The sequence below is a fragment of the Streptomyces goshikiensis genome, assembly GCF_014650555.1.
Lineage (GTDB): Bacteria > Actinomycetota > Actinomycetes > Streptomycetales > Streptomycetaceae > Streptomyces > Streptomyces goshikiensis.
The window spans coordinates 100986-114979 of the sequence record NZ_BMVE01000017.1; the positions used below are offsets into that span (position 1 = coordinate 100986).

Below are 13994 nucleotides of genomic sequence, written 5' to 3' on the forward strand. Positions count from 1 at the left end.
GCGGTCAGGCGACTGCCTGGACCGCCCTCGCGAGCGCGCGGGCGGTCAGTACCCCCGCGAGGTGGCCGAGGTATTCGGCCGAGGTGCCGCGCCCGGGGACGAACAGTTCCCTGGGCTCGGCGCGGAACGCCGCGAGGACGGCGTCGGTCGTGTACGGGCCCCCGCCGAGGCGGTCCTCGACCCCGCGCAGGCGCAGCGCGCGCGGGGTGGCGCCGGTGACGGCGATCCGCGGCCCGCCGGAGGTGATGCGTACGGCGGTGGCGCAGACCGGGTAGCGGGTGGCCCGGTCGGCGGTCTTCTCGAAGGCGGCGGCCGGCCCCCCGGCCGGCGCGAGGAGCGCGGTGACGACCGAGCCGGCGGGCGCGCCGGTGGCGGCGAACTCCTCGGCCGGTACGGTCGACCGCCCGCCGGGGCCGGCCAGTTCGACCAGCGCGTCGGCGGCGACGGCCGCGACCGGCAGGTCGGTGGCCCGCCCGGCGGCGGCCAGGTTCCCGCCGACGGTGCCGAGGTTGCGGACCTGCGGGTCGCCGTTGGCGCGGGCAGCGGCGGCCAGCTCCGGGGCCCCGGCGAGCACCCGGGGGTGCGCGGCGAGTTCGGCGAGGGTGGTCAGGGCGCCGATGCGCAGTCCGCCGCCGGGCCCGTCCTCGATGCCGCGCAGCTCGTCCACGTGCCGGATGTCCACCAGCAGCGGGCCGCCGGCCGGGTCGAGGGCGATCTCGCCGGTGCGCAGCGCGGGCAGCAGGGTCTGGCCGCCGGCCAGCAGCCGGGCGCCCCGGGTGCCGGACAGCAGGGTCAGGGCCTCGTCGAGGCCGGCGGGCCGGACGTAGTCGAAGTCGGTGAGGATCACTGGGCTTCCCCTCTCAGGCGGCGCCAGACCTTCTCGGGGGTGACGGGCATGTCGATGTGCTGGACGCCCAGATCGCTGAGGGCGTCGACGACGGCGTTGACGACGGCCGCGGCGGGCGGCACGGTGGCGATCTCACCGGCGCCCTTGGCTCCGAGCGGGTTGTGCGGGGAGGGCGTGGTGGTCTTGCCGAGGGTGAAGAACGGCGCGTCGAAGGCGCGCGGCAGCGCGTAGCGGGTGAGGTCGGAGCTTTCGAGCAGCCCGTTCTCGTCGTACACGGCGTGCTCCATCAGCGCCTGGCCGAGGCCGTGCATGATGCTGCCCTCGATCTGCCCCAGGACCACCTTCGGGTTGCCGATGTTCCCGGCGTCGTCGACGGCGGTGTAGGCCACCACCTCGGTCTCGCCGGTGAGTTCGTCGATCTCGACGACCGCGACATGGGTCCCGAAGGGGTAGTTGAAGTCCGGCGGGTCGAAGTGGGTGGTCTCGTCGAGGGCCGGCTCGATCTCCGGCGGCAGCCCCCAGCCGTACCACATGGCCATGGCCAGCTCGGCGAAGGTCTTGGTGTTCTCCGGGTTGCCGTCCTCGTGGACCTTGCCGCCCTCGTAGACCACCTTGTCCTCGGGGACGCCGAGGAACACGGCGCCGGCCTTGACCAGCTTCGCCTTGAGCTTGCGGGCGGTGAGGGCGACGGCGGGCGCGGCCATGCTGTAGGAGCGCGAGCCGTAGGTGCCCTGCCCGTACGGGGCCTTGAGCGTGTCGCCCTCGTACACCTGGACCTGCGCGGGGTCGATGCCGAGCTCGTCGGCGGCGACCTGCGCGAAGACGGTGCCGTGGCTCTGGCCGGTGGAGGCGGAGCCGACGGTGACGGTGACCTCGCCGGTCGGGTGGACGCGGATGTTCGCGCTCTCCCAGGTGCCGCCGAGCATGCCCTCCTTGGACATCCGGGTGGAGGGGCCGACGCCGCAGATGGCGACGTAGCTGGCGATGCCGACGCCGAGCCGCTTGCCGCGGGCGCGGGCCTCGGCCTTGCGGGCGGGCATCCCGGCGTAGTCCGACAGCTCCATGGCCCGGTCGAAGTTGAGCTGGTAGTTCCCGGAGTCGTACGTCCAGCCGAGGCCGTTGTCGTACGGGAACTTCTCCTTCGGCACCAGGTTCTTGCGGCGCACGGCCGCCGGGTCCATGCCGATCTCCGAGGCGTACCGGTCGACCAGGCGCTCCATCAGGAACGCGGCCTCGGCGCGCCCGCTGCCGCGCTGGGCGCCGAGCGAGACGGTGTTGGTGAAGGCGGCGTACACCTCGCAGAAGGCCGCGTCGATGTCGTACATGCCGCTGATGGAGCGTCCCATCAGGGCAGTGGCGACACCGGGGCCGATCGTGGAGGGGTAGGCGCCGAGGTTGGCGTAGCTGGTGGCGCGCACGGCGGTGATCCGGCCGTCGCGGGTGCCGGCGAGCACCACGTGCTGGCGGTGGTCGCGGCCCTGGACGGTGGAGTTCATCAGTCCGGTCCGGGTGTCCACCCACTTCACGGGCCGGCCGAGGGCCTTGGAGAGCAGCAGGACCAGCGCCATGTCCGGGTACAGGTAGCCCTTGGTGCCGAAGCTGCCGCCGACGGTCGGGGCGATCACGCGGAGCTTGTTGAAGGGGATGCCGAGGACCAGGGCGGAGAGCAGGAAGCGGTGGTTGTGCGGGCCCTGGGTGGAGGCGTAGAGGGTGTACTCGCCGGTGGCGGCGTTGTAGTCGCCGACCGCCCCGCGGGGTTCGATGGGGCTGTTGATGGTGCGCTGGTTGACCAGGTCGAGCTCCACGGTGACCTCGGCGACGGCGATGGCCGCGTCGGTGCGGTCCTTGTCGCCGCAGGTCCAGTACGCGTTCAGGTTGCCGGGGACGGCCTCGTGCAGCTGGGGCGCGCCCTCCTTGAGGGCCTCGTCGGCCAGCGTGACCACGGGCAGCGGCTCGTAGGCGACCTCGATGGCGGCGAGCGCGGCGGCGGCCTGGCGCGGGGTCTCGGCGACGACGACGGCGATGGGGTCGCCGACGTGCCGGACGGCGTCACCGGTCAGGACGGGGCGGGCGCCGGGAAGTCCGTAGGGGTGGGGCGGGAAGTGGCTCTCGACCCCGCCGGGTATCCAGATGCAGGGCAGCGGCATGACGTCGGTGAAGTCGGCCGCGGTGGCCACCTTGAGCACGCCGGGCAGTTGTTCGGCGGCCTTGGTGTCGATGGAGAGGATCTTCGCGTGGGCCACCGGGCTGCCGAGGATGGCCATGTGGGCGGTGCCGGGCAGGTTGATGTCGGCGACGTACGTGGCCTCGCCGCGCAGCAGTTGCGGGTCCTCGCGGCTGTCGAGCGGCTGGCCGAGCACCCCGTTGCCGTAGGGCGCGGTCTCGGCGATCTCCGCGGCCTCAGTGGCCTCCGCAGCCTCAGTGGTCCCTGCGGTCTCAGTGGTCTCCACGGCCTCCGTGACCTCCTTGGTCTCCCCCGTCACTGTGGTCATCTCCCTCACACCTCCTGTGCGACGGCGGTGGACGCCGCGGAGTCGGCGGGCGCCTCGGCCCGGGAGGCCGCGCAGGCGCGCTGCACCCCGCGCACGACGCTGTGGTAGCCGGTGCAGCGGCACAGGTTGCCGGTGAGCCACTCGCGGATCTCGGGCTCGGTGGGGGCCTCGCCGTCGGCGGTGGCCTCGACGAGCTCGCCGAGCGCCATGACCATGCCGGGCGTGCAGAACCCGCACTGGGTGCCGTGTTCCTGGCGCAGGGCCTCCTGGAGACCGGTGAGTTCACCGCCGGTGGTGGTGATGCCCTCGATGGTGGTGACCTCGGAGCCGGCGGCCGCCACGGTGAGGACCAGGCAGCTCTTGACGGACTTGTCGTCGAGCCGCACGACGCAGGACCCGCACTGGCCGGTGTCGCAGCCGACCTTGGTGCCGGTCAGCCCGAGGCCGTCGCGGAGCCGCTCCACGAGCAGTTCGTTCGGCGCCGCCGCGAATTTCTCGGGTCTTCCGTTGACATTCAGTGTGAGATCCATGCGAGCGCCTGCGCTTCCGTGAGCGACCGGTTGAAGAGGGGCCCGCCGGGCTGCTGGAGAATTCCCCCGGAGTGCAGCGGACCGGTGTCCACGGGAGCGAATCCGAGATCCGTGACGACTCCCGCGACGATTTCCTTGGCTTTCCCGTCGTCGCCGGCCACGAAATGGGCCAGGCGCCGTGACCCCTCTCGGCCCGGTTCGGTGCCGGCGACGGCGAGTGTCTCGAAATGCATGGTGTTCAGGGATTTCACGATCCGCGCGCCGGGATACCACTCGGCGACGAGTTCGCTGGAGCCGCGCCCGTCCGGCTCCCGGGGTGCGCCGGGGCCGCTGAAGGCGTTCGTCGCGTCGACGATCACGCTGTCGCGGACGGCGCCGGGGGGCAGCAGGCCCCGGACGCCGTCGAACGGCACCATCAGCACCAGGAGTTCGCTGCGGTCGGCCGCTTCGGCGGGGTGCGCCGCCGAAGCGGCCGGGCCCAGTTCGGCCAGCAGCGGTCCGATGCTCCGGGGGCCCCGGGAGTTGGCGAGTACCACCTCGTGGTCCGCCGCCACCAGGATCCTTGCGAGCGTGGAGCCGATCCGCCCGGTGCCGATGATGCCCAGTCGCATTGCCGCTCCTTCGGGAGGGTGCTCGGGAGGTGCTCGGGAGGTGCTCAGTCCATGCCGATCCAGACCGACTTGGTCTGGGTGTAGCTCTCCAGGGATTCGGGCCCGCACTCGCGGCCGAATCCGGAGGCCTTGTAGCCGCCGTAGGGGACGGAGGGGTCGTACTGGTTGTAGCAGTTCACCCAGACGGTGCCGGCCTTGATCTGCGAGGCGACCCGGTGGGCGCGCCGCAGGTCCTTGGTGTGGACGCCGGCGGCGAGGCCGTACGCGCTGTCGTTGGCGATGCGCACGGCGTCCTCCTCGGTGTCGAAGGGGATGATCGACAGGACCGGGCCGAAGATCTCCTCCTGGGCGATCCGCATCCCGTTGTCGACGCCGGTGAAGACGGTCGGCAGGAAGTACAGGCCTTCGGAGGAGGCGCCCTCGGGGGTCCAGCCGGTGCCGCCGGTGCGCAGGACGGCGCCTTCCTTCTCGCCGATCTCGATGTACGAGCTCACCTTGTCGAACTGGCCGCGGTGGGCCAGCGGGCCGAACAGGGTGGCGGGGTCGCGCGGGTCGCCGGGCTTCAGGGCGGCGGCCCGGCGCACCAGGCGCTCGACCATCTCGTCGTGGACGGGGCGCTGGAGCAGCAGCCGGGAGCCGGCGGTGCAGATCTCGCCCTTGTTGTAGTAGATGCCGAAGAACGCGAGCTCCTCGGCGGCGTCGAGGTCGGCGTCGGCGAAGACGATGTTGGCGGACTTCCCGCCGAGCTCCATCGTCACCTTCTTCAGGGTGCCGGCCGACTTGCGGATGATCGACTGGCCCACGACGGTGGAGCCGGTGAAGGCGATCTTGTCGATGCCGGGGTGGTCGCTGAGGGTCTGGCCCAGCTCCACGCCGGGACCGGTGACCACGTTCAGCACCCCGTCCGGGATCTCCGCCTCCTGGAAGAGCTCGGCGATCTTCAGCGCGGTGAGCGGGGTCGCCGGGGAGGGCTTGTGGACCACCGTGTTCCCCGCCGCGAGCGCCGGTGCGATCTTCGTCATCGACAGCAGCAGCGGGAAGTTGAACGGGGTGATCGCGCAGACCACGCCCAGCGGTTCGCGCAGGGTGTACGCCAGCTGCCCGCCGGCCGGGGCCCGCGAGGAGCCGTCGACGCGGGTCACCGCCCCGGCGTAGTAGTGCATGAGCTGCGCGGCCATGGGGGCGTCGACCGTGCTGGAGAAGGCGAACGGCTTGCCCATGTCCACCGTCTCCAGCAGGGCTATCTCCTCCAGGTCGCGTTCGATCAGCTCACCGACCCGGTTCAGCCTCAGCGCGCGCTCCTGGGCGGACAGTCTGCTCCACGGCCCCTCCTCGTACGCCGCGCGGGCGGCGGCCACGGCCGCGTCCGCGTCGGCGGCGGTGGCCTGGGCCACCGGCACGATCTCCTGTCCGTCCACGGGGCTGATGTCCGGCTCGGTCCTCCCGTCCTGGGAGGCGACCCATTTGCCGCCGATGAACAGCTTGCCGGGGTTGGCGAGGGGCGGACCGCTCAGCTCACGCTTGGTCATGGCTGCCTTCCGGTGTCGGGTGCGGGGGCGCGGTGGTGCTAGCCCTTCGCGAGCTGCGTCAAGAAGGTCTCGGCGAGGGCCTTGGAGGAGTACGGGTTCTGGCCGGTGGTGAGCCTGCGGTCCACCACCACGTGCGAGTCCCAGATCGCTTCGGCCTTCTCGTACCGGGCACCGAGCCGGGTGAGCTCGGCCTCCAGGATCAGCGGGAGGCGGCCGGCCATGTTGGTGACCAGCTCCTCGGCGTGGGAGAAGGCGGTCATCCTGTAGCCCTCGAACGGCCACCGGCCCTCACCGTCGCGGAGCGCGAGGAGCGAGGTGTGCCCGTGGCATACGGTGGCCAGCGGCTTGTCCTGGGCGATGGCCCACCGCAGGATCTGGGCGAGCTCGTCGGATTTGGGCAGGTCGCCGATGGCGCCGTGGCCACCGCTGACGTAGATGCCGTCGTAGTCGGCGATCTCCTTCTCGCCCAGGCTCTCCAGGGCGATCGGGTTCCGCAGCTCGGGGCTGTCCGCGATGACGCGGACGTACTCGGCCGCGTTGGCCTCGTCCTCGTTCGGCGAGCCCTGGGGACGGACCCACTGGAGGAACTGGGGGTCGATGCTGGTCTGGTCGACCGTGGGCGCCCGCCCCCCGATCGTCGCCAGGTCCACGGTGTGTCCCGCGGCCTTGAAGAGGGTGAAAGGAACCACGAATTCCTCGGCCCAGAATCCCGAGGGGTGCTGTTCCCCGTCCAAGAGATGGAGCGTTGCCTTGGCCGTCATGACGACGAGAATCTTCATGACTGTTCTCCTTGTTCTGGAATCGCTGCCGATTCAACACGCCGCCCGCGAGGGGCGTAAGGGGGGAGCGTCAGGCGCGTGATACTTCGTCACGTGCATCCAACGCGGAGATGATGGTGCGGAATTCACCGACCAGGGGGTGGTCGGGATGGGCTTCGGCGAATATGCGCTCGCCGTACAGAGCGGCCATTTCCGGCGCGTAGGGGAGGATTCCGGCCAGGGGTGCGTCGTAGGCCGCCTCGGCGCGCCGGCCGACCTCGTCCCGGTCGACCCCTGCCGGGGCCATGCTCATGACCAGGGCGCGCCGGCAGGGCAGCCGCCCGGCCAGGGCGAGCGTCTCCTCGACCCCGCAGAGGTCGATGCGGTCCGCCCGCGCCAGGATCATCAGGACGTCGGCGCTGGCCATGGCCGTCACCGACTCGTTGTTGAGCCCGGCGTGCGTGTCCAGCAGCAGCACGTCGAGCGCGAGGTGCCGCGACAGCCGGTCGAACCCCTCCGGCAGCAGCCCCACGTCGTACCCGGTGGACATGAGCTCGCGCAGGGCGGCCGTCCCGGTCCGGGCCGGTACGACGTACAGCCCGGGCGCGCCGGCCTGCTGGGCCGCCGCCTCGATCTCGCAGCGGCCGAGCAGGTAGTCGGCCAGCGAGAAGCCCGGCTCCAGCCGGAACAGCAGGTCCAGGGTGGGTGAGTGGATGTCGGTGTCGACCACCCCCACCCGGCGCCCCCCGGCCGCGATCAGCAGCGCGAGGTTCGCCAGCACCGAGGACTTCCCGGTGCCGCCGCGGTGCGAGTGCACCACGATGGTCCGGGTCATCTACGCCACCACCCGGTGGCCCGCGCCGTCCGCGCGCGGCCCCCGCGCCGCGCGTGGCCGGTGCAGGGCCAGCATGGTGACGTCGTCGTGCTGTTCGGCGGTGCCGGTGTGCTCGCGCACCGCCAGGTCGATCCGGTCGACCACGTCCTTTCCGCTCACCGGGGGGCCGGCGAGCAGGTCCAGCATCCGTTCGTCGCCGAGGAAGCTGCCGCCCGGGCAGCGGGCCTCGGGGACCCCGTCCGTGAACACGAAGAGGGTGTCCCCGGGATCGAGCTGGGCGTAGCCGAGGGTGTAGACGCAGTCGGGCAGGACCCCCACGGCCGGGCCGGTGACGTCCAGCGGGACCGGGTCGCTGCCGTCGGCGCGCAACAGCAGCGGCGGGTTGTGGCCGCCGTTGATGTAGACGAGGCTGCCGGTGACCGGGTCGAGCACCCCGAAGAACAGGGTGGCGAAGTAGCCCTGCCGCAGGTGGTTGCGGGTGAGGTAGCCGTTGGTCGCGGTGACCGCGTTGAGCAGCGGGGTGGCGCCGACGACCGGAGTGCGCCGGCCGCCGCCGGCCCGGCCGGCCGCCATCAGGTGCTGGAGGCCGCTGTTCTCGGCGGTGTGCCGCAGCAGGGAGCGGATGAGCGCCATGAACAGCGCCGCTCCGACCCCCTTGTCGCAGACGTCGGCGACGACGACCGCGAGCCGCCGGCCGCGGGAGATCTCGAAGACGTCGTAGAAGTCCCCGGCGACCTGCCGGGCCGGCCGGAAGCGTACGTCGATCTCCCACCCCTCCGGGACCGGCAGCGATTCGGGCAGGAAACCGGCCTGGATCTCCCGGCCGATCTCCAGTTCCTTCTCGTACCCCATGAGCTCGGCCCGGGCGTCGGCCTCCCGCAGGGTGCGGCCGAGTCCGGCGCGCTCCGAGCAGCTGTGCAGCCGGGCCCCGACCAGGGCGGGCAGGAAGGGCGGTACGAGGTAGTCGTGGCCGAGGCGGACGTGCTCCTCCAGGGCGGCGAACCCGGCCACGGTCCAGACGACCACGATGGGTGCCCCGGCCCGGCGGCGCAGCCGGCGCACGGCCGTGCGGACCGACTCGCCGTCGGACTCGGCGGGGACGAGCAGCACGTCGGCGACGGGCAGCTCCTCCGTATCGCCGTACATCAGGTCGGGCAGGGTGCGGGTGACGAGTTCCGCGTCCATCGTCCGCAGCGCGTCGTACAGCTGCGGCGGAGGGGGCGGGTACTCGTCGAGGATGATCACGGTCGTGGAGGGCATGGGTCCGTCCCCTCAGCCTTCACAGTCAGCGTGCTGATGTTGCGGCCGTCCCTGCGGGTGTAGCTGAATTCGTCCACGCTGGTCAGCGCCAGGTGGATGCCGAGACCGCCGACCCTGCGCCGCTCCGGGGGGAGCCCGGGGACGGGGGGCAGGCAGCCCTCGACGGGGTCGAAGGCGGGTGCGGTGTCCTCGATCGTGATCCGCACCCCGCCGGGACCGGAGCGGCCCCGGACGGTGATCCGTCCGTCGCCGCCCCGGTACCCGTGCATCACGATGTTCGTGGCCAGCTCGTCCACGGCCAGCCGGATCCGGTACGCGGCGCCCTTGTCGAGGGCCGCCCCCTCGGCCAGCCGCAGGACGAACGCGGCGATGTCGCCCAGTGCCCCCACCGTGGCGGGCACCTCCAGCGCGGCGGGCGTCCTCGCCAGTTCGACCATCTCACTCACCGGTGTCAGTCGTCGGAGAGCAGGATGCTGCGGTCCAGCCCGGCCGTCCGGATGGTCCGGGACACGGGCTCGATGGCGCCGACCACCTTGATGGTCACGTGGTCCGCCACCTTCTGCTGGGCGAAGACCAGGGAGCGCAGTCCGGCGCTGGCCATGTAGCCGACGCCGGCCATCCGGATCTCCACGGTGCTCGTGCCGTGCCCGGCGGCCTTCTCGATCGTCTGATGGAAGTCCGGCGCGGTCTTGGCGTCCAGCTCGCCCGTCAGCTCGATCACGGTGGTGTCGCCCTCGATGCTCAGGGACACGGAAAGCGGCATGTCAGGTCTCCTTCGGTCAGGGCGTCCCGGTCGTCTCGGGATCGTTCGTGCGGCCCACCAGGATCACGACGGAGCGGGGGCCGATGAGGTACTTGCCGGCGTTGTCCAGCTCCTGCTCCGCCCCGGGGGTGCGGATGTCGTACGGCGCTTCGGCCCCGGTGTCGGCGAACAGGTGCCAGCTCCGTCCGCCCGGGAGGGCGGGCAGTTCCAGGTCGTGCGACTCCCAGTGCGAGTTCATGGCCACGTACACCACGTCGTCGTCCCCGGTGCCGCAGCGGGCCACCGCCAGCAGCCGGCTCTCCGGCGACCAGTCGGGCTGCCAGGCCCGCTCCCCGTGCCAGCTGATGTCGGGCAGCCCGAGGCTGTCCCGGAGCGCTCCGGTGGGGTGCGAGGTGGAGCGCAGCTCGCGGTGGCGCTTACGGAAGGCGATCATCTGCCGGGTGAAGCGGAGCAGTTCGGCGTTGTCGTCGACCTGGTCCCAGTCGAACCAGGACAGCTCGTTGTCCTGGCAGTACGTGTTGTTGTTGCCCTGCTGGGTCCGCGCGACCTCGTCCCCGGCCAGCAGCATCGGAATGCCCTGGCTGGTGAAGAGGATGGCGAGGGCGTTCTTCATCTGCCGCAGCCGCAGCGCGTTGATCCCGGGGTCGTCGGTCGGCCCCTCCGCCCCGCAGTTCCAGCTGGCGTTGTCGTTCCCGCCGTCGTTGTTGCCCTCGCCGTTGGCCTCGTTGTGCTTGTCGTTGTACGAGACCAGGTCGGCCAGGGTGAATCCGTCGTGCGCGGTCAGGAAGTTGACCGACGCCGAGGTGCCGCGGCTGGAGTACAGGTCCGGCGAGCCGGCGATGCGGGTGGCGAGCTCCCCGGTGATCCCGGGGTCGCCCTTGAGGAAGCTGCGCACGGTGTCGCGGTACTTGCCGTTCCACTCCGCCCAGCGGCCGTACGCCGGGAAGTTGCCGACCTCGTAGAGGCCGCCCGCGTCCCACGCCTCGGCGATGAGCTTGGTGTGCCGCAGCACCGGGTCGTAGGCGAGCAGTTCCAGCAGTGGCGGGTTGGGCAGCGGGGTGCCGTCCGCGGACCGGCCGAGGATGGCGGCGAGGTCGAAGCGGAAGCCGTCGATGTGGTAGTCGGCGACCCAGTGGCGCAGGCAGTCGAGCACGTAGTTGCGCACGACGGGGTGGTTGCAGTTGACCGTGTTGCCCGTGCCGCTGAAGTTGAAGTAGTACCCCTCGGGCGTGAGCATGTAGTACGTGGCGTTGTCGAGCCCCTTGAAGGAGATCGTCGGGCCCTGCTCGTTGCCCTCGGCGGTGTGGTTGAAGACGACGTCGAGGATGACCTCGATGCCCGCCGCGTGCAGGTCCTTGATCAGGGTGCGGAACTCGTCGCCCTGCATGCCGTAGCGTCCGGTGGCCGCGTAGCCGGCCTTGGGCGCGAAGAAGGAGACGGTGTTGTAGCCCCAGTAGTCGTAGAGCTTCTCGCCGGTCTCCGGGTTGCTGCGCGGGTTGTCGCACTCGTCGAACTCGAACACCGGCAGGAGCTCGACGCAGTTCACACCGAGTTCCTTCAGGTACGGGATCTTCTCCCGCAGCCCCGCGAAGGTGCCGGGCGCGGTGACGCCCGAGGAGGGGTGCCGGGTGAAGCCGCGCACGTGGGTCTCGTAGACCACGAGGTCCTCGGCACGGATGCCCAGCGGGGTGTCGTCGCCCCAGTCGAAGTCCTGGAGGCAGACCCGGGAGCGGTACTGGTAGCCGCGGCTGCGGTCCGGTTCCACGCCCCACACGTCGCGGCCCGCGATGAGCCGCGCGTACGGGTCGGACAGGACCTGCCGGGCGTCGAAGCGGTGGCCGGAGGCCGGGTCGAAGGGGCCGTCGGCCCGGTAGCCGTACTCGATGTTCTCGTGGTCGAGGCCGAAGACCGTCATGGCGAAGACGCTGCCGGTGCGGAATTCCTCGGGGAATTCCAGCTCGGCCATCGGCTCGGGCTCTCCGCGCTTGTAGATGACCAGGGACATGGAGGTGGCCTGGTCGGAGAAGACGGAGAAACTGACCCCGCCGGGGACCACGTTGGCCCCGAAGGGGAAGGGCTTGCCGGCGCGGACGCGGTACCCGCCCACCTCGTGGGTCGGGTACGCGTCGACGCGCAGCACCAGCTCGGACTGGGCCTCGGTCATCGCACGGTCCCCGCCTGGACCTTGGCCTCGGCCGCCGCCGCCTCGCCCGCCTCGAAGAAGTCGAGGAACCCGGTGGCCGACATGACGAACCGGACTTCCTCGCTCACCCCGTAGAGGGTGACGGAGACCCCGGCGTGCTGGGCCTCGCGGTAGACGACGAGCAGGGTGCGCAGCCCCGCGCTGGAGACGTAGGTGACGGCCGTGAGGTCGATGCGCAGCGGCCGGCCCTCGCGCACGAGCGGCAGCAGTGCCTGCAGCATCGATCCGGAGGTCTCGCTGTTGATCTCGCCGGTGGCGACGAGCACGGTGCTCGCCTTGTTCCGGCGCTGCTTCAGGTTGAGAGTCATGATGTTCCCCTCTTCTCGGGGCGCCCCCCGTTGGGCCTTACTTGGTCACCGGCCGCAGCCGGACCTTGACCTTGACCCGTCCCTGGACGTCGGGCAGCCGGACCGTGAGGCCCTTCGCGTCGAAGTCGGTCCACGGCTTCTCGTCGATCTCGACGGACGCGACCTCGACCGAGCCCGCGGGAAGCAGGTCGGGCGAGACGCGCAGCACGCGGTCGGGCAGGTTGGTCGGGTCGGGCTGGAAGTGGAAGTCCATCTCCCGGCCGTTGATGAGCAGGTTGTTGTAGACGGCGGAGAGGTAGCAGAGCTCCGCCGAGTGGTACATGGACATCGAGTGGCTGCCCTTGAGCCGCTCGGTGCCGAGCAGGTACGGCGTACCGCTGGCGAGCACGTTGAAGTAGACGGCACCCTCGTCGTGGTCGAGGAAGAAGGTGTTGTAGAAGGACTGCGCCTGCCGGGCCTCGCGCAGGAAGTCGTCGCCGCCGACGGTGCCGTTCAGGATGAGGTAGGCGAGGATCGCCTGCTCCTGCTGCCACCAGGCCTTGCGGTCGTGCCAGGCGAAACGGTACGCCTCCTGGTCGCCCTGCTTGATCCGCTCGACGACGTCGTACCAGCCGCCGCGCTGTACGTCGCTGCCGACGGCCGGCATGATCTCGCCGATCTTCTTGGCGAGGTCCTCGTACGCCGGCTTGGGCTTCAGCGAGTTCATCCGCATCAGGTTCCAGGCGATCTTCAGGTTGTGCCCGACCACCGCGCGGTTCTGCTGCCAGCTGTGCGCGGTGTCGTGCGACCAGTCGCGGAAGAAGCGCTCCTGGACGAAGGGGCTGTTCTTGTAGTCCGGGAACCTGTCCGCGATGGTGTCGAAGGTGTACTCCAGGAAGTCGGCGTAGCTCTGGTCGCCGGTCGCCAGGTACAGGTTGATGAGGTACGCGGGGGCGTGGTCGCCGACCGAGTTCCAGTTCTTGCGCTCGGCGTTCTCGCCGAGGGACTCGTGGTCCGCGCTGAACAGGATCGGGTCGATGTGCGAGTAGTAGCCGCCCTGCTCCGGGTCCTTGAAGAACTTGTCGAACAGCCGGATCGTGGCGTCCGCGTCGTTCTTGATCCGGATGTCACCGGTGACGCGGTACGTCTGGATGGGGCCGGCGAGCGCGTAGATCTGCTCGTACATCGGGATCGCGTCGTAGTCGTCGGAGAACTCCGAGGTGAACAGCTTGCGTTCGGAGTCCCCGTCCACGCTGATGCCGTGGTACCAGAAGACCACGTCCTCCTCGCTGTCCACGACCCGCATGTGCTTGCGCAGGTACTCGGTGCCGCGCTCGGCGACCTCCAGGTACTCGTCCTTGCCGGTCAGCAGGTAGGCCGAGGCCATGCCGTAGACCAGGCGGGAGATCGTGTCGGTCTCCTGGACATGACTGGCGGTCTTGTCACCGCCGAGCCGGACCTCGGTGCGGTACTCGGTGAAGTCCACCGGCCCGTCGCCGAACTGCGCCCGGATGTAGAAGTCGGCCAGCGACTCGATCTGCTTGACCCACCAGCTGCCCTCCTCGAAGCGGTAGTCCTCCGCCCCGCGGCCCAGGAACACCAGGCGCTTGGCGTCGAAACGGCCGCCGTGCTCCGGGTAGTGGATCCCGTAGACGAAGAGGAACCGGCCCGGCGAGAGCATCTCGTCGATGTGCCCGGAGGCGTCGATGTACGGCTCGTCCAGGTTGCGGACCAGCTCGGCGCTCGGGTCGCCGGCCAGCGAGACGTCGAACTCGCGGCCGTCCGAGGTCCTCAGCCGCAGCAGCCGGGTGCCGGAGTCGAAGCGGACGACATAGCCCGCGATGGTGTCGGAGAAGGAGAAGCTCACGGCGTCCGCCAT

At 70.8% G+C, this 13994-nt stretch carries 13 protein-coding genes; all 13 read right to left on the reverse strand.

Annotated elements, in window-relative coordinates:
• Positions 1-4: 4 nt before the first annotated feature.
• The 13 genes from IE248_RS33210 to IE248_RS33270 all read right to left on the reverse strand — a co-directional run bounded on the left by IE248_RS33210 (position 5) and on the right by IE248_RS33270 (position 13994).
• On the reverse strand, positions 5-847 hold the full coding sequence (locus tag IE248_RS33210) for an FAD binding domain-containing protein (protein WP_190032635.1): 843 nt from the start codon (positions 845-847) through the stop codon (positions 5-7).
• Positions 844-3339, reverse strand: coding sequence for a xanthine dehydrogenase family protein molybdopterin-binding subunit (locus IE248_RS33215; protein ID WP_229895712.1), 2496 nt, complete (start codon positions 3337-3339; stop codon positions 844-846). The genes IE248_RS33210 and IE248_RS33215 overlap by 4 nt, the downstream gene beginning before the upstream one ends.
• Before the next feature lie 5 nt (positions 3340-3344).
• Complete coding sequence (locus IE248_RS33220; RefSeq protein ID WP_073778874.1) at positions 3345-3869, reverse strand: (2Fe-2S)-binding protein; 525 nt, start codon at positions 3867-3869, stop codon at positions 3345-3347.
• Positions 3854-4480: an NADPH-dependent F420 reductase gene (locus IE248_RS33225; protein ID WP_229895713.1), complete on the reverse strand. Its 627-nt coding sequence runs from the start codon at positions 4478-4480 to the stop codon at positions 3854-3856. The genes IE248_RS33220 and IE248_RS33225 overlap by 16 nt, the downstream gene beginning before the upstream one ends.
• Before the next feature lie 44 nt (positions 4481-4524).
• Complete coding sequence (locus IE248_RS33230; protein ID WP_073778878.1) at positions 4525-6009, reverse strand: aldehyde dehydrogenase family protein; 1485 nt, start codon at positions 6007-6009, stop codon at positions 4525-4527.
• A gap of 38 nt (positions 6010-6047) precedes the next feature.
• Positions 6048-6788: a type 1 glutamine amidotransferase domain-containing protein gene (locus IE248_RS33235; RefSeq protein ID WP_008740340.1), complete on the reverse strand. Its 741-nt coding sequence runs from the start codon at positions 6786-6788 to the stop codon at positions 6048-6050.
• Between the two features lie 70 nt (positions 6789-6858).
• The gene (locus IE248_RS33240; RefSeq protein ID WP_008740342.1) at positions 6859-7602 is read right to left on the reverse strand and encodes a MinD/ParA family ATP-binding protein; all 744 of its coding nucleotides are present in this window, start codon (positions 7600-7602) and stop codon (positions 6859-6861) included.
• Positions 7603-8862 carry a PP2C family protein-serine/threonine phosphatase gene (locus tag IE248_RS33245; protein ID WP_053065747.1) on the reverse strand — a complete coding sequence of 420 codons (1260 nt, stop codon included), beginning with the start codon at positions 8860-8862 and terminating at the stop codon, positions 7603-7605.
• Positions 8844-9299, reverse strand: a complete 456-nt coding sequence (locus IE248_RS33250) for an ATP-binding protein (protein WP_037792307.1) — start codon at positions 9297-9299, stop codon at positions 8844-8846. Before IE248_RS33250 ends, IE248_RS33245 begins: the two co-directional genes overlap by 19 nt.
• 14 nt (positions 9300-9313) lie before the next feature.
• The gene (locus IE248_RS33255) at positions 9314-9625 is read right to left on the reverse strand and encodes an STAS domain-containing protein (RefSeq protein WP_008740347.1); all 312 of its coding nucleotides are present in this window, start codon (positions 9623-9625) and stop codon (positions 9314-9316) included.
• Positions 9626-9641: 16 nt separating this feature from the next.
• A complete protein-coding gene (gene glgX, locus IE248_RS33260) occupies positions 9642-11789 on the reverse strand; it encodes a glycogen debranching protein GlgX (protein WP_229895714.1) in 2148 nt (715 codons plus the stop codon).
• Positions 11786-12136 (reverse strand): STAS domain-containing protein, encoded by a 351-nt coding sequence (locus IE248_RS33265; protein WP_008740349.1) that lies wholly within the window; start codon positions 12134-12136, stop codon positions 11786-11788. The genes glgX and IE248_RS33265 overlap by 4 nt, the downstream gene beginning before the upstream one ends.
• 37 nt (positions 12137-12173) lie before the next feature.
• Complete coding sequence (locus tag IE248_RS33270; protein ID WP_037792308.1) at positions 12174-13994, reverse strand: AGE family epimerase/isomerase; 1821 nt, start codon at positions 13992-13994, stop codon at positions 12174-12176.